This is a genomic window from Dechloromonas sp. H13, assembly GCF_009469615.1.
In the GTDB taxonomy this organism is placed as follows: Bacteria; Pseudomonadota; Gammaproteobacteria; order Burkholderiales; family Rhodocyclaceae; genus Azonexus.
The window spans coordinates 66,612-91,802 of sequence record NZ_SSXX01000010.1 but is presented as its reverse complement, the minus strand read 5'-3'; the positions used below and the strand labels follow the sequence as shown (position 1 = coordinate 91,802).

The window sequence follows — 25,191 nt, the reverse complement described above, 5'->3', positions numbered from 1 at the left end:
CTCCGTCAGGGCAGCCGCGCGAGTGCGGCGCGCAGCCTGGTCAAATCGTCCGGGATGCCTCCGTAGCGCGCCTGCAGGTAGGCTTCGGCGAGTTCGCGGACGGCCGGCGCGAGGGCCGGATGCTCGTCTTCGAGGCGCCGGGCGAGCGCCAGCGGCGTTTCCCAGGGGGGAGAGTTTACTTGGCTTCGCGCCAGCCGGCGCAAGGCTTTTTGCCACAGGCGGGCGGCCGGGTCGCGGCGCGGCCGCTGGTACAGCGCCCAGGCGGTAACGGCCAGCAGCAGCCCGCCGCAGGCGATCGCCAGGGCGGCCGCCAGTTTGCGCCAGTCGGCGTCGGGCAGGCCGAGCCGGGTCAGCAGTTCGCGCTGGCGCTGCGGGTTGTAGCCGAGAACGTACTGGTTCCACGCGTTGTTGATCGCCTCCCAGCGGAAATGCAGGGTGCGCAGCCAGTCGCTGCGCAGCTGGATAAGCGCAGGTAACGGCTCGCCGGCCGGCATCGCCGCGGCGATGCCGCTTTCGACGCGGCTTGGGGAAACCGCCGCCGTCGGGTCGACGCGCGTCCAGCCGCGTCCGGCCAGCCAGACTTCGGCCCAGGCGTGGGCATCGGACTGGCGGACGACGACGAAGCCGTCGACCGGGTTCGCTTCGCCGCCCTGGTAGCCGGTGACCACCCGCGCCGGCACCCCGGCGGCGCGCATCAGGACGACGAAGGCGGAAGCGTAGTGCTCACAGAAGCCGCGCTGGGTAACGAAGAGGAAATCGTCGACCGGGTGCTCGCCAAGCAGTGGCGGCTGCAGGGTGTAGGTGAAGCCGGCGCCGGAAAACAGTGTCAGTGCTTTCTGCACCAGTCGCTCGGGGCTCGATTCTTCCTGCCGCCAGGATTCGGCCAGAGCACGGGTGCGCGGGTTGGCCGCGGGCGGAAGGAGCAGGTTGCGGCTCAGGACGGGGCGCTCCTCGTCCGGATTGAAACGGTAGTCGAGAGCAGCCGTCAGCGAGAAACGCTGACGCTGGACGATCGGTACGCGGCTGGTTGCGGTCAACGTGCTTTCCAGGGCCAAATCCGCCGGCAGGGTTCCCGGTGCATCGAGTGCCAGCAGCCAGCGTTGCTGGTGCGGTTCGAGCGTCGTCTCGTAGGCCAGTGTCGGCGACAGCGCTTCGATCTGTGGCGGGCGTGGGCGACTCGTCTGTTGTCGCCAGGTCTTGCCGTCGTAGGCTTCGAGGACCGGGCCGCGCCAGTACAGTCTGTCGCGCGGTGGCACCGTTGCCGTGAAACGCACCCGGAAGGCGATTTCGCCGCTCAGCGCGAGGTTGGCGATATTGCCCGGCGCCATCAGGTCCGACAGGCCGCTGCGCCCGCTGTGGGCGTCCTGCGGCAGGCCCCAGAGCGGCCCGGAGACGCGCGGAAACAGGAGGTAGAGAACGAGCATGAACGGAACCGCCTGCAGCGTCAGCAGGCCGGCATAACGCAGCGTTGCCGCCGGCGTGCTCGCGGCGCCGCCGTGCAGACGGACGAGGGCGGCGGTGAGCAGCGTCATTGCGCCCAGCAGCCAGAGGCCGGTCGGAATGCTCTGCGAGTAGAAATAATGGGTGAGCAGCAGGAAATAGCCGAGCGTGACGACGACGACGGCGTCGCGCCGACTGCGCAGTTCAAGCAGCTTCATGGCCATGAAGACGACCAGCATGGCGACGCCGGCGTCGCGTCCGAACAGGGTGCGGAATTCGACCATCACGCCGCCGCACGCCACGGCGACCAGTGCGGCGAGAACCCAGCGGCCGGGCAGGCGCCCGTTGCGCCACCACAGCCAGCCGGACCAGGCGAACAGCAGCGTCGCCAGGGCGCTGAGCCAGGGCGGCTGGTGTTCGACATGCGGCAGGGTGGTGGCCAGCGCGGCGGCGAACAGCCACGGCGCGGCGCCGTGGTCGAGGGCTTCGGTGGGGCGCGTGCTCATGCCGGGAACAGCGCTAGCGCTTCGAGGCAGCGGTGGCGGTGCGCGTCGCCGCTGCCCGGTTCAATTTCGTGCCCCGGCAGGCGTAGACCGTAGCAGGCGCCGCTGTCGTCGGCCGCCAGCACCCAGCCGGCGAGGATGGAAAGGCGGGCTTCCGGTGCCGCGCCTTCCGGGGTCAGCGACCAGTCGAGCTGCAGTTCGTGCTGTGCGCCGCCGGCGAACTGCTTGACCAGCAGGGGTCGCTGGCCGCCGTCGCGGGCACTGGCCTTCCAGGCGACATGGCGCGGCGAGTCGGCCGGCTGGCGCTCGCGGAAGCCGGAAAAATCCTCCTGCCCGCCGTCGCCGCGCTGGTCTCCGCTATGCGTCGCCGGCTGCGGCGGCGGCAGGGGGGTGGCCAGCGGCTGCGGATAGACCAGGCAGCGCATCGCCGGTTGCAGGTAGCTCCAGGCGACGAACAGGCCGAGGGGGTAGGTGGTCGCCAGCCGCGTGCGCGGCAGCTCCAGCCAGCCGCGGCGGGTGGCGGCGACCGGCACGGCGGCCTCCGTCAGACCTTGCGCGGCGACCGAGCAGCGGACCTCGACCGCCTCGTCGGCGGCCCGTAATTCGAGGGCCAGCCGCGGCGTCGCGCGGTCGCTGGAAAGCTGCAGCGGAAACAGCGCGCTGTCGCCGGCGAAGACCGGCAGGCAGCGCCCGGGCGCGATGCTCAGGCCATACAGGTTGCGGAAGGCGTGCACCATACCGACCAGCGCCAGCCCGGCGAGCAGGAAGACGAGGGCATGGCCGAGCGCCAGGTTGTAATTGATCGCGCCGGTCAGCATGGCGAGGAGGGCGGCGGCGAACAGCAGGCCGGCGCGCGTCGGCAGGATGAAGATGCGGCGCTGGCCGAGGCGCAATGGCGCGGTGCCGTCGCTCTGCCAGCGAAACAGGCGCCGCTTGAATTCGGCGATCAGACGCACGGGGTCAGGGAATCGGCACGGTGCGGATGAGCGCCGCGATGTCCTCCGCCCGCGCCATGCCGGTGCCCTGCGTCGCGCGCAGGCGATGGCGGGCAACGGCCGGCAGCATGTCCTGGACGTCGTCCGGCAGCACCATGTCGCGCCCGGCCAGCCAGGCCCAGGCGCGCGCTACGGCGAGCAGGGCGAGGCCGGCGCGCGGCGAGAGGCCGTGCTGGAAGGCCGGGTCGCGACGGCTGGCCTCGACCAGCGCCTGCACGTAGTCGATCAGCGGTTCGGCAGCGTGCACCACAGCCACCTCGCGCTGCAGGGCCGGCAGATCGCTGGCAGCGACCAGGGCTTCCAGCTGGTCGGCCATGGCCCGTTGCCCGCCGGCGGCGAGCAGGGCGCGCTCGGCGCTGCGCTCGGGATAGCCGAGCTCAATGCGCATCAGGAAGCGGTCGAGCTGCGATTCGGGTAGCGGGAAAGTGCCGATCTGGTGCGACGGGTTTTGCGTCGCCATGACGAAAAAGGGTTCCGGCAGACGGCGGGTCTCGCCCTCGACGGTAACCTGGCGTTCTTCCATCGCCTCCAGCAAGGCGCTCTGAGTCTTCGGCGTGGCGCGGTTGATTTCGTCGGCGAGCACCATCTGCGCGAAGACTGGGCCGGGCAGGAAGCGGAATTCGCCGCTCTGGCGCTCGTAGACCGAAACCCCGGTGATGTCGGCCGGCAGCAGGTCGCTGGTGAATTGGATGCGCGAGAAGGCCAGCCCGAGCAGGCGGGCCAGCGCATGGGCGAGGGTGGTCTTGCCGACGCCGGGCAGGTCCTCGATCAGCAGGTGGCCGCCGGCCAGCAGGCAGGCGAGCGCCTGGCGGATTTCGCGATCCTTGCCGAGGATGATGCGCCCGGCGGCGGCGAGGACCGGATCGAGCGGTCGCGGTTTAGTGGTCAGGGTCGAACGAGCGATACCCGGCATTCTGGCAGTCCCGGAAATGTAAGCGGAATCCATTCTAATGCTTGAAGCGGCGCGCCGATTGGGTCGATAATGACAATTCGACGTGCGCCGCCTAGTGCGCCGGTTCGGAGAGAGAGAACAAGTGACGACCACTGCCATCATCACCCATCGCGACTGCCAGTTGCACGACATGGGTTCGCATCACCCGGAGTGCCCGCAACGCCTTACCGCCATCAACGATCACCTGATTGCCCAGGGGATTGACGCCTATTTCGTCTATTACGACGCCCCGCTCGCCACCTTCGAGCAGCTGCTACGGGTCCATCCGGCCTCCCATCTCGAGCGCCTCAAGCGCGCTTCGCCCGAGCACGGCGTCGTGCATCTCGACCCGGATACCGCGATGAATCCGCATACTTGGCAGGCGGCGCTGCGTTCCGCCGGTGCCGGCGTGCATGCGGTCGACCTGGTGATGAAGGGCGAAATCGAAAATGCCTTCTGCGCCGTGCGGCCGCCCGGCCACCATGCCGAGCGCAACAATGCGATGGGCTTCTGCTTCTTTGCCAACGCCAGCATCGCCGCCCGCCACGCGCTCGAGGCGCACGGCCTGGAGCGCGTCGCCATCATCGATTTCGACGTCCACCATGGCAACGGCACCGAGGATTGCTGTGCCGGCGACGACCGCATCCTGATGTGCAGCATCTTCCAGCACCCGTTCTATCCCTACAGCGGCACCGACAAGCCGGCGGCCAACATGTGCAACGTGCCGCTGGCGGCCGGTTGCGGCGGCGAGGAGTTCCGCGATGCGGTCAATCAGGTCTGGATGCCGCGCCTGAAAGAATTCAAGCCGCAGCTCATCATCATCTCGGCCGGCTTCGACGGGCACTACGAGGACGATATGGGCGGCCTGAAGCTGCTGGAAAAGGATTACGCCTGGTGTACCAACGAGCTCAAGAAGGTCGCTGCGCAATTTGCCGAACGGCGCATCGTCTCCATGCTCGAAGGCGGCTACGTGATGACCTCGCTGGCGCGCAGCGTCGGCGCCCATCTGCGTTCGCTGGCCGACCTCTAAGCACCTGTTTCTTCGGAAAATCGCAAGGGTGGGGTAGAATCCTGCCCTTTCCTAACGTTCAACCGGATGATTCCATGGCGTTGATTGTTCAAAAATACGGCGGCACCTCGGTCGGCAACCCCGAGCGCATCAAGAATGTCGCCAGGCGGGTTGCCAAATTCAGGGCGCAGGGCCATCAGGTGGTCGTGGTCGTTTCCGCCATGAGCGGCGAGACCAACAAGCTGATCGCACTGGCCAAGGAAGTCCAGGCCAGTCCCGATCCGCGCGAGCTGGACCAGGTCTGCGCCACCGGCGAACAGGTGACCATCGGCCTGCTGTCGATGGCGTTGATGGACATCGGTTGCCCGGCCCGGAGCTACACCGGTGGCCAGGTGAAGGTGCTGACCGACAATACCTTCACCAAGGCGCGCATCCTGTCGATCGACGAGGCCAACATGCGCCGCGACCTCGATGCCGGCAAGGTTGTCGTCGTCGCTGGTTTTCAGGGCGTCGATGCCGACGGCAACATCACCACGCTCGGCCGCGGCGGTTCGGATACCTCGGGCGTCGCGCTCGCCGCTGCATTGAAGGCCGACGAGTGCCAGATCTACACCGACGTCGATGGCGTCTATACGACCGACCCGCGCGTCGTGCCGGAAGCGAAGAAGCTCGACACCATCACCTTCGAGGAAATGCTGGAAATGGCCAGCCTCGGCTCCAAGGTGCTGCAGATCCGCTCGGTCGAATTCGCCGGCAAGTACAAGGTCAAACTGCGCGTTCTTTCCAGCTTCCAGGACGAAGGGGAAGGCACGCTGATCACTGTTGAGGAAGACAAGAACATGGAACAACCGATCATCTCCGGTATCGCCTTCAACCGCGACGAAGCCAAGCTGACCGTGCTCGGCGTGCCGGATACCCCGGGCATCGCCTACCAGATTCTCGGCGCCATCGCCGACGCCAACATCGACGTCGACATGATCATCCAGAACGTCGGCCACGACGGCACGACCGACTTCTCCTTCACCGTCAACCGCGGCGACTTCGCCAAGGCCAAGGCCATCCTGGAAGACGTCAAGGTCAAGCTGGCGGCACGCGAAGTCACCGGCGACAACAAGATCTGCAAGGTTTCCGCCGTCGGCGTCGGCATGCGCTCGCACCCGGGCGTCGCCAGCCAGATGTTCAAGGCGCTGGCCGACGAGGGGATCAACATCCAGATGATTTCGACCTCCGAGATCAAGATTTCCGTCGTCCTCGACGAGAAATACCTGGAGCTGGCCGTCCGCGTGCTGCATCGCACCTTCGGTCTCGACCAGTAAGTTTGACCGCAGGGCGCGGAGGCTATATCATCCGCGCCTTCGTTGAAGACTGGACCCGGAGACGTGGCCGAGAGGTCGAAGGCACTCCCCTGCTAAGGGAGCATGCGGGCAAAACCTGCATCGAGGGTTCGAATCCCTCCGTCTCCGCCAGCAAATCAAATAAGCCCTTGAACGCCAAGGGCTTTTTTTTTCCAACAGGTTCGACGAACGCCGGCGGAGGAGGCAGTGAGCAAGCGAATTCGCATCATCGGCGCCGCCAGCGGCGTTGGGGCACAGGATCACGGCTGCGCGGACGGCCCGGTGGCCTTCCATCGTTCGCAGGCGTGGCACGAACTCCAGGATGATCCGCACATCGACTGGGGCCGAACGCTGTTCGCGCCTGATGCTGCCGGGCGTTCGCCGCTCGAACGGGTGGCCGAGGTCTGCCGCGACCTTGCCGACGAGGTCGCCGGGACGTTGGACGAGGGCGCCTTTCCGCTGGTCATCGGCGGCGACCATTCGATCGCCATCGGCACCTGGAGCGGCGTTGCCCGCGCGACCGGGGCGCCGCTCGGGCTATTGTGGATCGACGCCCATCTCGACAGTCATACGCCGGATACCTCCTATTCCGGGGCGCTCCACGGCATGCCGCTGGCCTGCCTGCTGGGGCGCGGCGACAAGCGGCTGCTCGGTCTGGGCGTTCCCGGGATGCAGCTCGACCCCCGGCATACGGTGGTACTCGGCCCGCGCTCATGGGAGCCGGAGGAAGCCGAGTTTCTCGTGCGCCTGGGCGTGCGCATCATCGGCGGTGACGAGATCGCCGCGCGCGGTTTCGCCGCCTGCCTCGACGAGGCGTCGCGGAGCGTCGCCGCGGCAGGTGGCGGTTTCGGCGTCACCCTCGATCTCGATGCCATCGACCCGGCGCTGGCGCCCGGTGTCGGCAGCCCGGAACCGGAGGGGCTGTCGGCGCTCGACGTGCGCCGGGGCTTGCGGCGCCTGGCCGGCGTGCCGGGCCTGCGGGCGCTGGAAATCGTCGAATACAACCCGGATCGCGACCGCGATGGCCGCACGGCGCACCTGATCGCCGACCTGATCGGCGATGCCCTGCCGCAGTTGACCCGTCAGCCGGGATCGTCCGCATGACCGGCGATCAGCATGCCATTCTCGGCGTCGCGTCGGATGCCAGCCCGGCCGAGATCAAGCGCGCCTATCGTCGGCTGGCCATGCGCTGGCATCCGGATCGCAACACCGATCCGGCGGCGAGCGAGCGTTTCAGGCTGATCCGGGCGGCCTACGAACAGCTGGTTGCGGTCGACGCCCCTGAAACGGCGAAATCCGACGCAGCCGAGCCCGAACCGGGGCCGGAGGAGAGCGTCGCCAAGGCGGCCGACATTCGCCTGAACCTTGAAATCAGCCTCGAGGCGGCGGCGTCCGGTTGCCGCCGAACCATCGATTACACCCGGGGCAAGCCTTGTCCGACCTGCGCCGGCAGCGGCGAGGCGGGCATGACCCGCACGCGCTTTTGCGGCGCCTGCCACGGCAGCGGCCGCGTGCGCGATGCGCAGCGCGGGCTGGTCGGTTGCGACGCCTGCGCCGGGCGCGGTTTCTTCAGCGAGCGGATTTGCCCGGACTGCGGCGGCAGCGGGCGCGAAAGTACCGCCGTCAGCCTGGAAATCCGGGTGCCGCCGGGCATGCTGCCGGGCGACGAATTGCGTCTGGCCGGGCAGGGCGAGGCGGCGCGCGACCAACTGGCGGCCGGCGACCTGTTCCTGACCATCGTCATCCGCAGCCACCCGTTGTTCGAGCTGCGCGGGCGCGACCTGCATTTCTCGATGCCGGTCAGTGCGCTGGCATTGCTGGCCGGCGGCGAGATCGAGTTGCCGGCGCTGGCCGGCGCGCTGCACTGCGTGCTCGATGCCGGTGCGGCGACGCCGCGCGAGCTCCGCCTGCCCGGCAAGGGCTACCCGGGGCGCGGCAAGCATCCCGCCGGCGATCTGGTCGTCGATCTGCGGCCAGTATTCCCGAGCGCGTTGAATGCCCGCCAGCGCAAGCTGCTGCTGCAGGCCAACGCCGCCCTGCTCGACGAGGCGTCCGGGAGCCTGCCGGAGATCAGCGCCTGGAACCGCCAGCATCTCGGGCGCTGAACGGCGGGCGCGAATTCGGGGTGTTTTTGCAGGTCGACCGCAGCATGCGCGCGAGCGTGCCCTGGTAGTACACTGGCGCACCGATCCAGCCCGCCCGCACCCGCCCATGACCCCCATTTCGGATGAACTCGCCGAACAGATTCGCGCCATCCGCGAGGAAGTGGTACTCAAGACGCTGTCGGTCACGCTGATCGCCGGCGGCGTGCTGCTGGTCGGCAACATGGCGCGCAACCTGCACCTGGGGAATCCGCTCAGCGTCGTCCATCCGCTGCTCTACCTGGCGCTGCTGTCAGTCTATCTGCTGCGGCAGCGGATCGGTGCCACGCGCATCGCCTGGTTCACCGTCATCCTGCTCTACCTGGCGGCCACCGGCGGGTTGTTCATCTATGGGCTGGCCGGCAACTCGGCAGCGGTTTACATGGCGTTCTGCTTCATTTCGACGAGTTTCTTCGGCATGCGGGGCGGGGTCGTGGCGGCTACCCTCAGCGTCGGTACCATGGTGCTGGTCGCCATCCTGCACATCGGGGGCAGGATCGCCCTGAGCATCGATCTGCCTACCTTCATGCACAACCCGTACAGCTGGGTCGCTGCCGTGCTGACCGTCGGCTCGATGTCCTGGCTGGTTCTCAGCCAGGTCGGCCGGCTCAACGCGCGCCACATGAAGCTGCTCGCCGAGCAGCACCATCAGGCCCGCCACGACCCGCTGACCGGCCTGCACAATCGCCTGGCGCTTGAGAGCATACTCGACCAGGCGATTGCCGATGCGCTGCGCGAAGACCGCGAGCTGGCGGTTTTCCTGCTCGATCTCGACCGCTTCAAGAACATCAACGACTCGCTCGGCCACAATGCCGGCGACCGCCTGCTGGTCGAGGTCGCCACCCGGCTGGCCGGCTGCGTGCGCGGTTCGGATACCGTCGCCCGACTGAGCGGCGACGAGTTCGTCGTCCTCCTGCCGCGCCTGGCCTCGCCGGACGTGACCGGCGTCGCCGCCAAGCTGGTCGACACGCTGTCGGCACCCTATGCGATCGGCGACCGCGAACTGCGCACGGCGCCGTCGGTCGGCATCAGCCTCTGCCCGCGCGACGCGCGCGATGTCGAGACGTTGATCAAGTACGCCGACACCGCGATGTATGCCGCCAAGGCGCAGGGCGGCGGATGTTTCCAGTATTTCGCGCCGGAAATGAACGCGGCGGCGACCGAACGCCTGCGCATCGAGTGCCGGCTGCGCGAGGCCATCGACCTGGGGCAGTTCGCGCTGCATTTCCAGCCGAAGATCGACATGTCCGGGCGCCTGACCGGGCTCGAGGCGCTGCTCCGCTGGCCCGGGGCCGGCGAGTCGTCGCTGCCACCGGCGCAGTTCATCGCCGTCGCCGAGGAAAACGGGATGATCGACGAGATCGGCGACTGGGTGATCGCCACCGTCTGCCGCCAGCTGCGCGCCTGGCTCGACGACGGGCTCGATCCGCCGCGTGTCGCCGTCAACCTGTCCACCCGGCAGCTGCGGGCCAGCGACCTCGCCGCCAGGGTGGCCGGGCTGCTCGCCGAAGCGGCCGTGCCGGCGCGCCTGCTCGAGTTCGAGGTGACCGAAACGGCGGCCATGGAAAATGCGGAGAGCGCGGCGCGCCATCTGGGCGAACTGGGAGCGATGGGGGTGACGCTGAGCATCGACGATTTCGGTTCCGGGTATTCGTCCCTGTCCCATCTGCGCAGCCTGCCGCTCGACGCGCTGAAGATCGACCGCAGCTTCGTGCGCGACATCGCCAGCGACGCCAACGACCTGGCGATCGCGCGCGGCACCATAGCGCTGGCGCACAGCCTGGGCTTGCGGGTGATCGCCGAAGGGGTGGAAACCCTGGCGCAGTGGCAGCTGCTGCGCGACAACGGCTGCGACGAGGTCCAGGGCTTCCTGATCGCGCGCCCGGCGCCAGCCGAGGCGCTGGCGGGCATCCTCAGCCTCGGACGCGTACCGCTACCGACAACCGGCTGAGCGGGCAGGCGACGCCGCTCACAGCAGCGGGCTCATGGTCTGGACAGCGTTTTCCAGCAGCCGGCGCAGGCGCGGCCGGGCGCGCCAGGCGTTGAGCTCCAGCGGGACCGAGCGGGCTTCGTAGGCGCGCTGCAGGGCACGCGCAGCGCTCGAGAATTCGCGGTCGTAGGCGATCAGCGACACTTCGAAATTGAGTTCGAAGCTGCGCAGGTCGAGATTTACGGTGCCGAAGACGGTGATTTCCTCGTCGACGACCATGCTCTTGGTGTGCAGCAGGCCGTCGCGGAAATGCAGGATCCTGACGCCGACAGCCAGCAGGTCCTCGTTGTAGGCCTGGCTGGCGTAGCGCACGAGGCGCGAGTCGATCCGCTCGGGAACGACGAGAACGACCGCGACGCCGCGCAGGGCGGCCGAGCGCAGCGCCGTCAGCAGGGCTTCGCCGGGAACGAAATAGGGCGTGGTGAGAACGATTTCGCGGCGCGCCGCGTAGATCGCCGCCAGTAGCAGGGCGTCGATGGGCAGCATCGAGGCCTGCGGCCCCGAGGGGAAGATCTGGACCTGGCTGCTGCCAGCGGGCGCCAGCAATGGCGGGGGGGGCGGTGCGAAGGGGCTGCCGGTCTGCAGCGACGTCAGCGAGAGCGAGACCGCTTCGAGCACCCAGGCGGCCGGCCCCTCGATGCGGACCATGGCATCCACCCATTCGCCGACGCCGGCATCCTGCTTGAAGAAGCGCGGATCGGCGATGTTCATGCTGCCGGTGTAGGCGATGCGGCGGTCGATGACGGCGATCTTGCGATGGTCGCGCAGGTCGAAACGGACGAACAGGGCGCGCAGCGGATTGACCGGCAGCACTTCGACGACCGTCACGCCGGCATCGCGCAGGCGCGCGACCGCGCTGCTCCTGAGAAACGGCCGGCTGCCGAGGGAGTCCATCAGCGCGCAGCAGGCGATGCCGCGCTGGCTGGCGTGGACCAGCGCGGCGACGAGATCGTCGACGAAGCCGCCGGCGCTCCAGATGTAGAACTCCAGCCGCACCGAACTGCGGGCGGCGGCGATGTCGGCGATCAGCGCGCGCATGACCGCCGCGCTGTCGCCGAGCAGCTGGAGACGGTGGCCACCCATCGGCGGCAGCCCGACCGCCGCCTGGGCCAGCCGGCCGATGCTTTCGCCGCCGGGGGAGAGGGTGTCCGGCGCGGCCACGCTGGCTGCCGGAATGCCGGCGGCCCAGCGCAGCATTTCCGGGCGCAGGGCGGCGGCCCGCCGCATCCAGGTCTTCCCCAGCCGCCGTTCGCCGATCATCAGGTACATCAGCGCACCGGCCGCCGGCAGCAGAATGACCAGCAGCAGCCAGCCGACCGCCGTGCCGCGCGCGTTGCGCCGGGAAAAGATGCGCAGCGCGATGCCCAGCAGGACGCACAGATGCAGGAGGGTGAGCAGGTTCAGCATGCCGGGCAGTATCGGCCGCCTGCTCCCGGGCGGTCAATGGCCGGCGCCGCGGGCACGGCGCTCATCCGGCCGGCTGCGGGTGCGGCTCGAAATTGAAGCGTTTCGGCACGTCGACCGCAGCGATCCGCTGCAGGGGCAGGGCGTGCCAGTGGATCGCGGCGCTGTCGTCGCCCACCAGCAGGGCGAGCAGATCGTCGTCGTCCGCCAGGTCGCCGGTGCCCGTGCGGCACTCGCCGAGAAAGCGCGGCAGGTCGCGGTCGTCGAGGAGGCCGATGCCGAGTTCGGTGGCGAGCAGGACGTTGCCTTCCTCGTCGACATAGGCGGCGTGCGCGACGCCCGCCGGCTGGCCGTTGTGGCTGACGAAGGCATCCCCCACGCGGCGCCACACCCACGGCGTATAGCCGAGGCTGACGAACACGCGTTGCGGGCCATTCTGCAGGAACCAGCAGCCTGATTCGTCACACCCGTACTGCCGGTTGATGAACTGGATCAGGCCGCCGTGCGTGATGCGCTCGTCCTGCAAGCGCCAGTCGCCCCGCCGGTCGAGCGACAACCAGCCATAACAGGCAGGAACGTTGGGCCATTTGGCGATGGCCGAGAGATCGACCATCAGCTTTCGTAGGCTTCCAGCGGTGGACAGGCGCAGTTCAGGTTGCGGTCGCCGTACACGTCGTCGATGCGGTTGACGCTCGGCCAGAACTTGTTGGCCGCCACCCAGGGCAGCGGAAAGACCGCCTGCTCGCGGCTGTAGGGATGCGGCCAGTCGCCGTCGATGACGTCCGCCTGGGTGTGCGGGGCGTTCTTCAGCGGATTGTTGTCGGGCGACCAGACGCCGTTCTCGATCTGGCGGATTTCCTCGCGGATGGCGATCATCGCGTCGATGAAACGGTCCAGCTCGGCCTTCGACTCGGATTCGGTCGGCTCGACCATGATCGTGCCGGCCACCGGGAAGGACACCGTCGGCGCATGGAAGCCGTAGTCCATCAGGCGCTTGGCGATGTCGATCTCGGCGATGCCGGTCGCCGCCTTGATCGGGCGGATGTCGAGGATGCACTCGTGGGCGACGCGGCCATTCTTGCCGACGTAGAGCACCGGATAGTGCGCATTGAGCTTCGTTGCGATGTAGTTGGCGTTGAGGATGGCGACCTTCGTCGCCTTCTTGACGCCGGCGCCGCCGAGCATGGCCAGGTACATCCAGGAAATGGTCAGGATCGAGGCCGAGCCGAAGGGGGCGGCGGAAACCGCCCCCTGGCCGGCGTGCGGGCCGTCGATCGGCGCCACGACGTGGTTGGCCATGAACGGGGCGAGATGGGCCTTGAGGCCGATCGGGCCCATGCCCGGGCCGCCGCCGCCGTGTGGGATGGCGAAGGTCTTGTGCAGGTTCATGTGGCTGACGTCGGCGCCGATGAAGCCGGGCGAGGTCAGGCCGACCTGGGCGTTGAGGTTGGCGCCGTCCATGTATACCTGGCCGCCGTACTGGTGCACGATGGCGCAGATGTCGCGGACCGCTTCCTCGAACACGCCGTGCGTCGACGGGTAGGTGATCATCAGGCAGGCGAGGTCATCCTTGTGTTCCTCGGCCTTGGCCCTGAGGTCGGCGACATCGACGTTACCATTCTCGTCGCAATCGACGACGACGACCTTCATGTTGGCCATCTGGGCGGTCGCCGGATTGGTGCCGTGCGCCGACTTGGGGATCAGGCAGACGTTGCGGTGCTCCTCGCCACGGCTGGCGTGGTAGCGGTCGATGGCGACCAGGCCGGCATACTCGCCCTGGGCGCCGGAGTTCGGCTGCATGCAGATGGCGTCGAAGCCGGTGACCGTCTTCAGCCACTCGGTCAGGCCGCCGATCATCTCGTGGTAGCCCTGCACCTGGTCGCGCGGCGCGAAGGGGTGAATGCCGCCGAATTCCGGCCAGGTGACCGGGATCATCTCGCTGGTGGCGTTCAGCTTCATCGTGCACGAGCCGAGCGAGATCATCGAATGGTCGAGCGCGAGGTCCTTGTTCTGCAGCGACTTCAGGTAACGCAGCATCTCGTGTTCGGTGTGGTGGGTGTTGAACACCGGGTGCTGCAGGATGGCGTCGGTGCGGTAGAGGTCGTCGGGCAGCGCCGGATCGGCGGCGGCGACCTGCGCGTCGATCGTTTCCATGTCCAGCGTGATTTGGGTGAACAGCTTGAACAGCACGGCGACGTCGTGGCGCGTGGTCGTCTCGTCGAAGGAAACGCCGAGGACGCCGGCGGCAACGCGGCGCAGGTTGTAGCCGGCGGTGAGCGCCGCGTGATGGACGGCTTCGGCACGGGCGCCGAGGTCGAAGTGGACGGTGTCGAAGAACTGTCGGGTCAGCACTGCGATGCCGGCGCGCCGCAGGCCTTCGGCGAGGATCGCGGCGAGCCGGTGGATGCGGCCGGCGATGGTGCGCAGGCCTTGCGGCCCGTGGTAGACGGCGTACATGCCGGCCATGTTGGCGAGCAGCACCTGCGAGGTGCAGATGTTGGAGTTGGCCTTCTCACGGCGGATATGCTGTTCGCGCGTCTGCAGTGTCATGCGGTAGGCGGTCTTGCCGCGCGCATCCCTGGAGACGCCGATGATGCGGCCCGGCATCGAGCGGACGAAGGCCTCGCGGGTGGCGAAGAAGGCGGCGTGCGGGCCGCCGAAGCCCATCGGGATGCCGAAGCGCTGGCTGGAACCGAGGGCGATGTCGGCGCCCATGGCGCCCGGCGACTTGAGCAGGACCAGCGCCATCAGATCGCTGGCTACGGCGACGGTGGCGCCGCCGGCCTTGAGGGCCGCGATGGCGGCGGTCAGGTCGCGGACTTCGCCGTGGTCGCCCGGATACTGCAGCAGCGCGCCGAAGAATTCCTCGTCTTTTACGGCGTCGACCGCAGCGATCGCCAGTTCGAAGCCGAAATAGGCGGCGCGCGTCTTCACGACGTCGATGGTCTGCGGGAAGCAGGCGGCATCGACCAGGAAGCGGTTCGATTTCGATTTGGAGACACGTCGCGCCATGGTCATCGCCTCGGCGGCGGCGGTCGCTTCGTCGAGCAGCGAGGCGTTGGCGATCTCCAGGCCGGTCAGGTCGACCACCATCTGCTGGAAGTTCATCAGCGCTTCCAGGCGGCCCTGGGCGATCTCGGCCTGGTAGGGCGTGTAGGCGGTGTACCAGCCCGGGTTTTCCATGACGTTGCGCAGGATGACCTTCGGCGTCAGGGTATCGTAGTAGCCCATGCCGATGCACGAGCGGTTGACCACGTTCTTGCCAGCGATCGCCTTCAACGCCGCCAGCGCCTCGTGTTCGCGTTGCGGGGCAGGCAGCGGCAGGTCGGCCGGCAGGCGGATGGCGGCGGGAACCGTCTGGGCGATCAGCTGTTTCAGGCTGTCGGCACCGATGGCGGCAAGCATGGCGGCGATTTCGGTCGGGCACGGTCCGATGTGACGGGTGATGAACTCGTCACGCTGTTCCAGATCGGAAAGCGGCAGGTTGAGCGGCATGGGCGATCCTCGCTCAGGCGGCGTCGGCGACGGCCTGGTAGGCGGCAGCGTCGAGCAGCTTGTCGAGGTCGGCGACGTTGTCCGGGGTCATCTTGAACAGCCAGGCGGCGTAGGCGTCCTGGTTGACCGATTCCGGCGCGTCCGCGGCGGCCTGGTTTACCTCGGTGACGGTGCCGGCGAGCGGCGCGTAAACGTCGGCTGCGGCCTTGACCGATTCGACGACGGCGATTTCCTTCTCGGCGGCGTAATGTGCGCCGGCTTCCGGCAGCTCGACGAAGACGAGGTCGCCCAGGGCTTCCTGGGCATGGTCGGTGATGCCGACGGTGACCGTGCCGTCGGCGTTGAGCAGGACCCATTCGTGGGAGGCGGCGTACTTGAGATTGGCGGGGACGTTGGACATGGTTTTTCTCCTGAATGGGGTGACTAGATGACTGCCTTGCCGTTGCGGGCGAATACGGGTTTGGTGACCTTGGCCTTGAGCAGCTTGCCGCGGATGTCGACCTCGACTTCGTCGCCGATGGCGACGCCGAGCGGCAGGCGGGCGAGGGCGATGGACTGCTGCAGCGTCGGCGAGAAACTGCCTGAGGTAATCTCGCCATTACCTTGTTTTGTAATGACTTGTTGATGGCCGCGCAGGACGCCCTTGTCGAGCAGGACGAGGCCGAGGAAGGCTTTCTGCTGGCCTGCTGCGGTCAACGCTGATTTGCCGACGAAATCGCGCGCGTCCTTCATCGCCACGGTCCAGGCCAGGCCGGCGTCGAGCGGCGACACCGACTCGTCCATGTCCTGGCCGTAGAGATTCATGCCGGCTTCCAGGCGCAGCGTGTCGCGCGCGCCCAGTCCGCAAGGGGCGACGCCGGCGTCCTTCAGTTGCTGCCAGATTGCTTCGGCTTCCGTCGCTGGCAGCATGATTTCGAAGCCGTCCTCGCCGGTGTAGCCGGTGCTGGCGATGAAGTAGCGGTCGACTTCGGCGGCGAAGAAGGGCTTCAGTCCTTCGCTGGCGGCTTTGAGTTGCGGCAGCACCTGCCAGACCCTGGCGCGGGCGTTGGGGCCCTGGACGGCGATGATGGCCAGCGCATTGGCGCCATCGCGGCGCGGTGTGATGGTGACGTCCAGCTGCCATTCGGCGGCCCTTGCCCGCATCCAGGCCAGATCCTTGTCGGCGGTGCCGGCATTGACGACGATGCGGAAGCGGGTGTCGCTCAGGAAATAGATGATCAGGTCGTCGATGACGCCGCCGGCTTCGTTGAGCATCGCCGAATAGAGCGCCTTGCCGGGAACGGTCAGCTTGGCGACGTCGTTGGCAACGAGGCGGGAGAGGAAGGGGCGGCATTCGGCGCCGGTGAGATCGACCGGGCACATGTGGGAGACATCGAACATGCCGCAGTCCTTGCGTACCGCGTGGTGTTCCTCGATCTGCGAACCGTAGTTGACTGGCATGTCCCAGCCGCCGAAATCGACCATCCGGGCCCCGAGCGCGCGATGGGCGGAATTCAGCACCGTTTTCTTCAGCATATCAATCCTTTGCAAACGTTTATTAACGTCAGTTCTAGAAACGGAAGAGGGGTGAAACGAAAGAATCACGTCTTGCGTTTCACCCCTCTGTCCTCGATACCTGAGAGATTTGCCCCATCGGTGGGTGTCGACCGCGACGGTCTTCACCACTCTCCAGAGTTTCAGCGGCCAAGCTGCTGATTCTGCGGTCCTTTTGCCTGAGCGTTTTCGGGTGGATTTGCGCCTTCGGCGGCAGCTCGCGCTGCGCTCTCCCACAGAACGAAGGCACTATATCGGGATGCCGGCATCTAATCAACCTGCTGCACCGCACAAGCGAGGCGGGGCGCCGGCGGCCTTCATGTTAAACTCTGCATTTATTCAGCATCCGCAAGCCGTGACTCCAGCCAATTTCGATTTTCATTGCCACTCGGTCGTTTCCGACGGCCTGCTGCCGCCGGAAGAGGTCGCGCGGCGGGCAGCGGCCAACGGCGTCGATCTCTGGGCGCTGACCGATCACGACGATCTCGGCGGCCTTGAAATCGCCCGGGCGACGGCCACGGAGGCCGGCATGAATTTCGTCCCCGGGGTCGAGATTTCCATCGAATGGAAGGGCGTGCCGATCCATATCGTCGGCCTTGGCTTCGACGCGGCGCATCCGGCGCTCTCCGGCGGGCTGGACGAGCTGCGCCTCGGCCGCATCGAGCGGGCGAAGCGGATGGGCGAGGCGCTGGCGGCGATCGGCATTCCCGGCGTCTACGAAGGCGCGCTGTGCTTCGCGACCAACCCGGGCCTGATTTCGCGCGCCCACTTTGCGCGTTACCTGGTGTCGATTGGTATCGCCCGCGACGTGCCGGGGGTGTTCCAGCACTATCTGACGCCGGGCAAGCCGGGCTACGTCGATCATCGCTGGGCCACGCTGCAGGACGCCATCGACTGGATTACCACGGCCGGCGGCGTGGCGGTGGTGGCGCATCCCGGACGCTACAAGATGTCCGGCGCTCAGACGCGGCAATTCCTGGATGACTTCAAGGACCTTGGCGGGCTGGGCATCGAGGTGACCTGCGGCAGCCATTCGCCCGATCACGTCATGCATTTCGCCCGCCTGGCCCGGCATTACGCCTTCCACGCCTCGCGCGGCTCGGATTTCCATGGGCCGGCCGAGAGCTACGTCGATCTCGGCAAGCTGCCGCAACTGCCGGAAGACCTCAAGCCGGTCTGGCGCCTGCTCCGCTGATTCATGGCCCGTGTCGTAAACATCCACCCTGATTCGCCGCAGCAGCGCCTCCTGGTGCAGGCGGCCGGATTCATCCGCGATGGCGGCATCGTCGCCTTGCCGACTGATTCTTGCTACGCGCTCGGTTGCCGGCTCGGCGACAAGGAGGCGATGGACCGCGTTCGCCTGATCCGCCAGATGGACGAGCGCCATCACCTGACGCTGATGGTGCGTGACCTTTCGGAAATCGCCCATTTCGCCCGCGTCGACAACGCCCAGTACCGGCTGCTCAAGGCGACGACGCCGGGCAGCTATACCTTCATCCTCGAAGGCACCAAGGAGTTGCCGCGCCGCGTCCTGCACCCCAAGCGCAAGACCATCGGCCTGCGCGTGCCGAACCACCCGGTGGCGCTGGGACTGCTGGCGGAACTCAACGAGCCGCTGCTGACGACGACCCTGCAGTTGCCGGGCGACGATGAGCCGCTGACCGAAGGCTGGGAAATCCAGGATCGCCTGGACGACCAGATTGAACTGATCCTCGATGCCGGCCATTGCGGCACCGAGCCGACCACCATCATTGACCTGACCGGTTCCACGCCTGAGCTTATTCGCGCCGGGCGCGGCTCGCTGGCACCGTTCGGGCTGGACTGACATGGACATCAACGCGCTGATCCAGACCATCGCCGTCGCCGCGCTGCCGGTCATTTTCGCGATCACCCTGCACGAAGCCGCGCACGGCTACGCGGCGCGCCATTTCGGCGATCCGACCGCCTGGCAACTCGGGCGCATCAGCCTCAACCCGCTGCGCCACATCGATCCGGTCGGCACCATCCTGATCCCGGCGGCCATCCTGCTGTTTTCCGGTGGTTCCTTCCTCTTCGGCTATGCCAAGCCGGTCCCGGTCGATTTCAGCCGCCTGCGCAACCCGAAACAGGACATGTTCTGGGTCGCCGCTGCCGGGCCCGGCGCCAACCTGTTCATGGCCTGCTGCTGGGCGCTCATGCTCAAGCTGGCCTGGCTGCTGCCAGGCAACATGTTCACTGTGCCGCTGTCCGAGATGAGCAAGATCGGCATCATGGTCAATTGCGTGCTGATGGTGCTCAACCTGCTGCCGCTGCCGCCGCTCGACGGCGGGCGTATCGCCGTCAGCCTGCTCCCGCACAGGCTGGCCTGGCGGTTCGCGCAGATCGAGCGCTGGGGCTTCCCGATTTTGCTGGTCCTGCTGTTCACCGGTATCCTCGGCGCCGTCATGAACCCGCTGGTGATCCTTTCGGCGCGGGCCATCGAATCCATTTTCGGACTTTATTGATCAATCTATGTACGCAGAACGTGTCCTTTCCGGCATGCGCCCCACCGGCGCGCTTCACCTCGGCCATTACCATGGGGTGCTCAAGAACTGGGTCAGGCTCCAGCACGAATATCCCTGCCTGTTCTTCGTCGCCGACTGGCACGCGCTGACGACGCATTACGACAATCCGCAGGGCATCGAGCAGGCGACGTGGGACATGGTCATCGACTGGCTGGCGGCCGGCGTCGACCCCAACCAGGCGACGTTGTTCATCCAGTCGCGCGTGCCGGAGCACGCCGAACTGCACCTGCTGATGTCGATGATGACGCCGCTCGGCTGGCTGGAGCGCGTGCCGACCTACAAGGACCAGCAGGAAAAGCTGGCCGGCAAGGATCTCACCACCTACGGCTTCCTCGGCTATCCGCTGCTGATGAGCGCCGACATCCTGATCTACCGTGCCGACAAGGTGCCGGTCGGCGAGGACCAGATCCCGCACGTCGAATTCACCCGCGAGCTGGCGCGCCGCTTCAATCACATGTACGGCCGCGAACCGGGGTTCGAGGACAAGGCGCGCGAGGCGGTCAAGCGTCTGGGCAGCAAGAAGGCGCGCCTCTACGAGGAGCTGCGCACCCGCTTCCAGCAGGATGGCGAGAAGGAGGCGGTCGAGCAGGCCAAGGCCATGCTCAATGAAATCCAGCATCTTTCGGCGGTCGACCGCGAGCGGCTGTTCGGCTTCCTCGAAGGTACCGGCAAGATGATCCTCGTCGAGCCGGGCTACCTGCTGACGCCGGAATCGAAGATGCCGGGCCTCGACGGGCAGAAGATGTCCAAGTCGTACCACAACACGATCACCCTGCGCGAATCCGAGGAATCGGTGAGCAAGAAGGTGCGCAGCATGCCGACCGACCCGGCCCGTGTGCGCCGCCACGACCCGGGCGAGCCGACCAAGTGCCCGGTCTGGCAACTGCACCAGGTCTATTCCGACGACGCCTGCAAGGAATGGGTGCAGGCCGGCTGCCGCAGCGCCGGCATCGGCTGCATAGAGTGCAAGCAGCCGGTGATCGACGGCATCCTGCGCGAGCAGGCGCCGATGCGCGAGCGGGCGCAGGTCTATCTGGACGACCCGACGCTGGTCAAGAACATCATCGCCGACGGCTGCGAAAAAGCCCGCGAACTGGCCCGCGAAACCATGCGCGACGTGCGCGAGGCGATGGGGCTGGAATACCACTGATGTTCGGCTACGACTGGGAGACGCTGCTCTGGATCGCCATCGGCTTCGGCGGCCAGGGCCTGTTCATGATGCGCTTCGTCGTGCAGTGGTGGAGCAGCGAGAAGGAGAAGCGCGTCGTCGTGCCGGTCGCCTTCTGGTATTTCAGCATTTTCGGCGGCCTGGTGCTGACCATCTACGCCATCCACCGCAACGACCCGGTCTTCATCTTCGGCCAGGGGCTCGGCCTGATCATCTACTTCCGCAACCTGCACCTGCATTACAAGGGCAAGGGCCGCCCGGCCGCTTCCTGACATGAACGCTGCGGTCGACGCCCCGGAAGTGGCAAAAATGGCGGCGCTGTTCGAGCCGGTCGCCCGCATCTACGGCGAGCCGCTCGACCAGTTGCCGCAGGATCTCTACATCCCGCCCGATGCGCTGGCGATCATGCTCGACGCCTTCGAGGGCCCGCTCGACCTGCTGCTCTACCTGATCCGCAAGGCGAACGTCGACATCCTCGACATCCCGATGGCGCCGCTGACCCGGCAATACCTCGATTACGTCGAGAGCATGCGCGCCACCAACCTCGAACTGGCGGCCGACTATCTGGTGATGGCGGCGATGCTGATCGAGATCAAGTCGCGCATGCTGCTGCCGCGGCCCAAGGCGGGCGAGGGCGAGGAGGCCGAGGACCCGCGCGCCGAGCTGGTGCGCCGGCTGATGGAATACGAGCAGATCAAGATCGCCGGCCAGAAGCTCAACGAGCTGCCGCAGGCCGAGCGCGAATTCTTCTGGGTCGAGACGCTGGTCGAGAAGTCGCTCTACGTGCGTCATCCCGAGGTCTCGGTGAGCGACCTCAAGGAAGCCTGGGAGGCCATCTTCCGCCAGGCCCGCCTGATGAAGAACCACAGGATCAGCCGCGAGGAGTTGTCGGTGCGCGAACATATGGGCATCATCCTGCGGCTCTTGCAGGAACGCGGCGGCTTCGTCCAGTTCGAAACGATGTTCGATCCGGCGATGGGGCCGCCCGGCCTGGTCGTGCATTTCCTGGCGATGCTTGAGCTGGCCCGCGAGAAACTGGTCGAATTTACCCAAACCGAGGCATTTCAGCCCATATACGTGAGAGTGCAGCAAGGTGGAACCGAGCCTGGTCAAGAAAGTGCTTGAAGCGGCGCTGCTCGCCGCGCGCGAGCCGATGACGCCGCTCGAACTGCGCAAGATGTTCGACGACGAACTGTCGACCGACACCCTGCGCAAGCTGCTCGACGAACTGCGCGAAGACTGGGCCGAGCGCCCGGTCGAGCTGATCCAGCTCGCCTCCGGCTGGCGCTTCCGGACGCGCGCCGAATTCCTCCCCTACCTCGAACGCCTGAACCCCGAAAAGCCTCCCAAATACTCGCGGGCGATGCTCGAAACCCTGGCCATCATCGCCTATCGCCAGCCGGTGACGCGGGGCGACATCGAGGAAATCCGCGGCGTCGCGGTCAACGCCAACGTCATCAAGACGCTCGAAGAGCGCGGCTGGATCGACGTCGTCGGCCATCGCGATACGCCCGGGCGGCCGGCGCTGTTCGCCACGACCAAGCAATTTCTCGACGATCTGGGCCTGCGCGCCGTCAGCGAACTGCCGCCGCTCGAACAAATCAGCCAGACCCTGGAGCTGAACCATGAAAACCAAGCGTAGTCCGCTGCGTCCGCCGAATGCGGCGGTATCCGAAAATCGCCCCGAAAAGGCGGTCGACCGCAACCCTGCCGGGCCGCGTGGCCGCGGGCCGCGCCGCGACGTGCCGGAAGGCCAGGCGGCGCCCGCGGCGCCGGTGTCGCGCCGCAAGCCGGCACCCAATACCGGCGGGCGGGCCAATCGCGGCAGCATCGCCCGCGACGGCCGCCCCCTGGCCGAGGCCAAGCCGGAGCGCCTGCAAAAGGTGCTGGCCCAGGCCGGCATCGGCTCGCGCCGGGAGATGGAGGAATGGATCGCCGCCGGCCGCATCAGCGTGAATGGCGTCACCGCCCAGCTTGGCCAGAGCGTGGTGCCGACCGACAAGATCAAGATCGGCGGCCGCCTGGTGAATGTGCGCTTCACGACGACGAAGACGCCGCGCGTGCTGATGTACCACAAGCCGGAAGGCGAAATCGTCTCGCGCGACGATCCGGAAGGTCGCCCCTCGGTCTTCGCGGCGCTGCCGCGCATCCGCGGTGGCCGCTGGATCGCCGTCGGGCGCCTCGATTTCAACACCTCGGGCCTCTTGCTGTTCACCACCTCCGGCGAACTGGCCAACCGGCTGACCCACCCGAGTTCCGAGCTGGTCCGCGATTACGCCGTGCGCGTCCTCGGCGAACTGACGCTGGAAGCGCAGCAGCAATTGCTGGGCGGCATCGAGCTCGAGGACGGCCCGGCCAGCTTCGCCAGCCTGCAGGATGCCGGCGGCGAGGGGGCCAACCACTGGTACCGCGTCACCCTGTTCGAAGGGCGCAATCGCGAAGTGCGGCGGATGTTCGAGGCGGTCGGGTGCACGGTCAGCCGCCTGATCCGCGTCCGCTACGGGCCGTTCAACCTGCCGCCGCAATTGAAGCGGGGCCGCGTGCACGAGCTCGACGAGGCCGAAGTCAAGGCCCTGATGCGCGAACTCGACAAAATGAGGAAGCCGCCGGAGAACGCCCGGGAAAGCGTATAAAGTCGGCTGGATTCATTTACCGGGGGGAATAAACTCGTTATAATTCACGGGTTTGTTCCTCCCGCCGTTTTGGCGGGGCATCTTTTTCATCTGAGGTGGGCGTTTCGCCCATTTTTTATTTGTGGCCATGGATTTGAACACGCTGCTCGAGACGACCGTCGTCGGTCTCGGTTATGAACTCGTCGATGTCGAGATGTCGCCGCGCGGCCGCACGATTCGCGTCTTCATCGACGCGCCGGGCAAGGAAAACGGCGTCGATGTCGAGGACTGCGCCAAGGTTTCCAACCAGCTGTCGCGCGTTTTCGAGGTCGAGAACGTCGATTACGACCGTCTCGAAATCTCGTCGCCGGGGCTCGACCGCGTCGTCAAGAAGGTCGAGGACTTCGTGCGCTTCGCCGGCCAGGATATCCAGATCAAGCTGCGCATTCCGCAGGGCGGCCGCCGCAATTTCCAGGGCGAACTGCTTGGCTGCAAGGAGGGCAAGGTCGGTCTGCGCCTCGAAAAGGATGCTGTGGAACTCGAATTCAATAATATCGAAAAGGCACGACTGGTGCCGCGATTCGACTGAAGGACTAGGAGGTTTTAGCCCATGAGCCGTGAAATTCTGTTGCTGGTCGATGCGCTGGCCCGCGAAAAGAACGTCAGCAAGGAAATCGTCTTCGGTGCCCTTGAACTGGCGCTCGCGTCGGCGACCAAGAAGCGCATCCACGACGAAGCCGATGTGCGCGTCTCGATCGACCACAATACCGGTGACTTCGAATCCTTCCGTCGCTGGCAGGTCGTGCCCGATAACGAATACGTCAACGAATTCCTCGAAGTGCCGCTGTCCGAAGCGCAGAAGGACGATCCCGAGATCGAGGCCGGCGATTCGCTGGAGGAGCCGCTCGAACCGATCGACTTCGGCCGCATCGGCGCCCAGGCCGCCAAGCAGGTCATCCTGCAGAAGATCCGCGACGCCGAGCGCGAGCAGATCCTGGCCGATTTCCTCGAGCGCAAGGAACACGTCGTTTCCGGCACCATCAAGCGCATGGAGCGTGGCAACGCCATCATCGAGGCCGGCAAGATCGAGGCCCTGCTGCCGCGCGACCAGATGATCCCCAAGGAAAACCTGCGCATCGGCGACCGCGTCCGCGCCTACCTGCTGCGCATCGACCGCAATGCCCGCGGCCCGCAGATCATCCTGTCGCGCACTGCGCCGGAATTCGTCATCAAGCTGTTCGAGATGGAAGTGCCGGAGATTTCCGATGGCCTGATGGAGTTGAAGGCCTGTGCCCGCGATCCCGGTCTGCGCGCCAAGATCGCCGTCAAGTCCAACGACCCGCGCGTCGATCCGATCGGTACCTGCGTCGGCCTGCGCGGCTCGCGCGTCACTGCCGTGCGCAACGAGATCGGCGGCGAGAACATCGACATCGTGCTGTGGTCGGCCGACCCGGCCCAGTTCGTCATCGGCGCGCTGGCGCCAGCCGAGGTTTCATCCATCGTCGTCGACGAGGAGAAGCATGCGATGGACGTCGTGGTCGACGAGGACAACCTAGCCATCGCCATCGGCCGCAGCGGGCAGAACGTTCGCCTCGCCTCGGAACTGACCGGGTGGACCATCAACCTGATGACCCAGGACGAATCGGCCAAGCGTTCGGAAGCCGAATACGCGGCGACGCGCATCACCTTCATGGAAAAGCTCGACATCGACGAAGAACTCGCCGACCTGCTGATCGACGAGGGGTTCTCGACGCTGGAAGAGGTGGCCTACGTGCCGCTGGCCGAAATGCTTGAGATCGACGGGCTCGACGAGGAAATCGTCAATGAGCTGCGCAACCGCGCCCGCAACGTGCTGCTGACCGAAGCCATCGTCACCGAGGAGCAGCTCGACGGTGTCGCCGACGATCTCCTCAACCTGGAGGGCATGACGCGGGAGCTGGCGGCCAAGCTGGCCGGCAAGGGCGTCAAGAACCGCGACGATCTCGCCGAACTGGCCGTGGATGAACTCGTGGAAATGACCGGCATCGACGAAGAGCGTGCCAAGGAAACCATTCTGAAGGCGCGTGCTCACTGGTTCGAGTGAGCGGGAGGGT

At 66.7% G+C, this 25,191-nt stretch carries 23 protein-coding genes, 1 tRNA gene and 2 riboswitches; of the genes, 16 read left to right on the top strand and 8 right to left on the bottom strand.

From position 1 onward, the window contains the following. Positions 1 to 5: 5 nt before the first annotated feature. From GH660_RS17125 to GH660_RS17115, 3 genes are read right to left on the bottom strand one after another with little or no spacing between them, the layout of a single operon-like run. Positions 6 to 1,946 (bottom strand): DUF3488 and transglutaminase-like domain-containing protein, encoded by a 1,941-nt coding sequence (locus GH660_RS17125; RefSeq protein WP_153147976.1) that lies wholly within the window; start codon positions 1,944 to 1,946, stop codon positions 6 to 8. Further along, a complete protein-coding gene (locus GH660_RS17120) occupies positions 1,943 to 2,899 on the bottom strand; it encodes a DUF58 domain-containing protein (protein WP_153147975.1) in 957 nt (318 codons plus the stop codon). Before GH660_RS17120 ends, GH660_RS17125 begins: the two co-directional genes overlap by 4 nt. A gap of 4 nt (positions 2,900 to 2,903) precedes the next feature. After that, positions 2,904 to 3,851 carry a MoxR family ATPase gene (locus tag GH660_RS17115; RefSeq protein ID WP_153147974.1) on the bottom strand — a complete coding sequence of 316 codons (948 nt, stop codon included), beginning with the start codon at positions 3,849 to 3,851 and terminating at the stop codon, positions 2,904 to 2,906. 121 nt (positions 3,852 to 3,972) lie between these two features. Between GH660_RS17115 and GH660_RS17110 the strand changes: the two genes are divergently transcribed. The 6 genes from GH660_RS17110 (at position 3,973) to GH660_RS17085 (ending at position 10,304) form a co-directional block, all read left to right on the top strand. Then, the gene (locus tag GH660_RS17110) at positions 3,973 to 4,899 is read left to right on the top strand and encodes a histone deacetylase family protein (RefSeq protein WP_153147973.1); all 927 of its coding nucleotides are present in this window, start codon (positions 3,973 to 3,975) and stop codon (positions 4,897 to 4,899) included. 74 nt (positions 4,900 to 4,973) lie between these two features. Further along, positions 4,974 to 6,194: an aspartate kinase gene (locus GH660_RS17105; protein WP_153147972.1), complete on the top strand. Its 1,221-nt coding sequence runs from the start codon at positions 4,974 to 4,976 to the stop codon at positions 6,192 to 6,194. 57 nt (positions 6,195 to 6,251) lie between these two features. After that, positions 6,252 to 6,344, top strand: a tRNA-Ser gene (locus GH660_RS17100). Positions 6,345 to 6,419: 75 nt separating this feature from the next. Next, positions 6,420 to 7,316 (top strand): arginase, encoded by an 897-nt coding sequence (locus GH660_RS17095; RefSeq protein ID WP_153147971.1) that lies wholly within the window; start codon positions 6,420 to 6,422, stop codon positions 7,314 to 7,316. Then, positions 7,313 to 8,317, top strand: a complete 1,005-nt coding sequence (locus GH660_RS17090; protein ID WP_153147970.1) for a DnaJ C-terminal domain-containing protein — start codon at positions 7,313 to 7,315, stop codon at positions 8,315 to 8,317. Before GH660_RS17095 ends, GH660_RS17090 begins: the two co-directional genes overlap by 4 nt. A 106-nt stretch (positions 8,318 to 8,423) precedes the next feature. Beyond that, positions 8,424 to 10,304 carry a bifunctional diguanylate cyclase/phosphodiesterase gene (locus GH660_RS17085; protein ID WP_194266350.1) on the top strand — a complete coding sequence of 627 codons (1,881 nt, stop codon included), beginning with the start codon at positions 8,424 to 8,426 and terminating at the stop codon, positions 10,302 to 10,304. A gap of 18 nt (positions 10,305 to 10,322) precedes the next feature. Here the strand turns inward: GH660_RS17085 and cls are convergent, their stop codons facing one another. From cls to gcvT, 5 genes are all read right to left on the bottom strand, one after another. After that, the gene (gene cls / locus GH660_RS17080) at positions 10,323 to 11,750 is read right to left on the bottom strand and encodes a cardiolipin synthase (protein ID WP_153147968.1); all 1,428 of its coding nucleotides are present in this window, start codon (positions 11,748 to 11,750) and stop codon (positions 10,323 to 10,325) included. A 61-nt stretch (positions 11,751 to 11,811) separates the two neighbouring features. Beyond that, on the bottom strand, positions 11,812 to 12,360 hold the full coding sequence (locus tag GH660_RS17075; protein ID WP_194266349.1) for a DUF2946 family protein: 549 nt from the start codon (positions 12,358 to 12,360) through the stop codon (positions 11,812 to 11,814). Next, positions 12,360 to 15,242 carry an aminomethyl-transferring glycine dehydrogenase gene (gene gcvP / locus GH660_RS17070; RefSeq protein ID WP_153147967.1) on the bottom strand — a complete coding sequence of 961 codons (2,883 nt, stop codon included), beginning with the start codon at positions 15,240 to 15,242 and terminating at the stop codon, positions 12,360 to 12,362. Before gcvP ends, GH660_RS17075 begins: the two co-directional genes overlap by 1 nt. Positions 15,243 to 15,255: 13 nt before the next feature. After that, complete coding sequence (gene gcvH, locus GH660_RS17065) at positions 15,256 to 15,642, bottom strand: glycine cleavage system protein GcvH (protein WP_153147966.1); 387 nt, start codon at positions 15,640 to 15,642, stop codon at positions 15,256 to 15,258. Positions 15,643 to 15,665: 23 nt separating this feature from the next. Next, positions 15,666 to 16,757 (bottom strand): glycine cleavage system aminomethyltransferase GcvT, encoded by a 1,092-nt coding sequence (gcvT, locus tag GH660_RS17060; protein ID WP_153147965.1) that lies wholly within the window; start codon positions 16,755 to 16,757, stop codon positions 15,666 to 15,668. 77 nt (positions 16,758 to 16,834) lie between these two features. Further along, a riboswitch (glycine riboswitch) is annotated at positions 16,835 to 16,924 on the bottom strand. Positions 16,925 to 16,932: 8 nt separating this feature from the next. Then, a riboswitch (glycine riboswitch) is annotated at positions 16,933 to 17,021 on the bottom strand. 109 nt (positions 17,022 to 17,130) lie between these two features. On the opposite strand from gcvT, the gene GH660_RS17055 reads away from it, so the two are divergent. The 10 genes from GH660_RS17055 (at position 17,131) to nusA (ending at position 25,181) form a co-directional block, all read left to right on the top strand. Further along, positions 17,131 to 17,970, top strand: coding sequence for a 3',5'-nucleoside bisphosphate phosphatase (locus GH660_RS17055; protein WP_228276545.1), 840 nt, complete (start codon positions 17,131 to 17,133; stop codon positions 17,968 to 17,970). Positions 17,971 to 17,973: 3 nt separating this feature from the next. Continuing rightward, positions 17,974 to 18,600 carry an L-threonylcarbamoyladenylate synthase gene (locus tag GH660_RS17050; RefSeq protein ID WP_153147963.1) on the top strand — a complete coding sequence of 209 codons (627 nt, stop codon included), beginning with the start codon at positions 17,974 to 17,976 and terminating at the stop codon, positions 18,598 to 18,600. A gap of 7 nt (positions 18,601 to 18,607) precedes the next feature. Then, entirely contained in the window at positions 18,608 to 19,258 is a 651-nt protein-coding gene (locus tag GH660_RS17045) for a site-2 protease family protein (RefSeq protein ID WP_153148009.1), read from the top strand. Positions 19,259 to 19,265: 7 nt separating this feature from the next. Further along, complete coding sequence (locus GH660_RS17040) at positions 19,266 to 20,468, top strand: tryptophan--tRNA ligase (protein WP_153147962.1); 1,203 nt, start codon at positions 19,266 to 19,268, stop codon at positions 20,466 to 20,468. Then, positions 20,468 to 20,758, top strand: a complete 291-nt coding sequence (locus GH660_RS17035; RefSeq protein WP_153147961.1) for a lipid-A-disaccharide synthase N-terminal domain-containing protein — start codon at positions 20,468 to 20,470, stop codon at positions 20,756 to 20,758. The genes GH660_RS17040 and GH660_RS17035 overlap by 1 nt, the downstream gene beginning before the upstream one ends. Position 20,759: 1 nt before the next feature. Continuing rightward, the gene (locus tag GH660_RS17030) at positions 20,760 to 21,611 is read left to right on the top strand and encodes a ScpA family protein (RefSeq protein WP_153147960.1); all 852 of its coding nucleotides are present in this window, start codon (positions 20,760 to 20,762) and stop codon (positions 21,609 to 21,611) included. Between the two features lie 28 nt (positions 21,612 to 21,639). Further along, the gene (scpB, locus tag GH660_RS17025) at positions 21,640 to 22,128 is read left to right on the top strand and encodes an SMC-Scp complex subunit ScpB (RefSeq protein ID WP_255478849.1); all 489 of its coding nucleotides are present in this window, start codon (positions 21,640 to 21,642) and stop codon (positions 22,126 to 22,128) included. Then, a complete protein-coding gene (gene rluB / locus GH660_RS17020) occupies positions 22,112 to 23,119 on the top strand; it encodes a 23S rRNA pseudouridine(2605) synthase RluB (RefSeq protein ID WP_153147958.1) in 1,008 nt (335 codons plus the stop codon). The genes scpB and rluB overlap by 17 nt, the downstream gene beginning before the upstream one ends. A 127-nt stretch (positions 23,120 to 23,246) precedes the next feature. Then, positions 23,247 to 23,687 (top strand): ribosome maturation factor RimP, encoded by a 441-nt coding sequence (gene rimP, locus GH660_RS17015; protein WP_153147957.1) that lies wholly within the window; start codon positions 23,247 to 23,249, stop codon positions 23,685 to 23,687. A gap of 21 nt (positions 23,688 to 23,708) precedes the next feature. Beyond that, complete coding sequence (gene nusA / locus GH660_RS17010; protein WP_153147956.1) at positions 23,709 to 25,181, top strand: transcription termination factor NusA; 1,473 nt, start codon at positions 23,709 to 23,711, stop codon at positions 25,179 to 25,181. Positions 25,182 to 25,191: the final 10 nt, after the last annotated feature.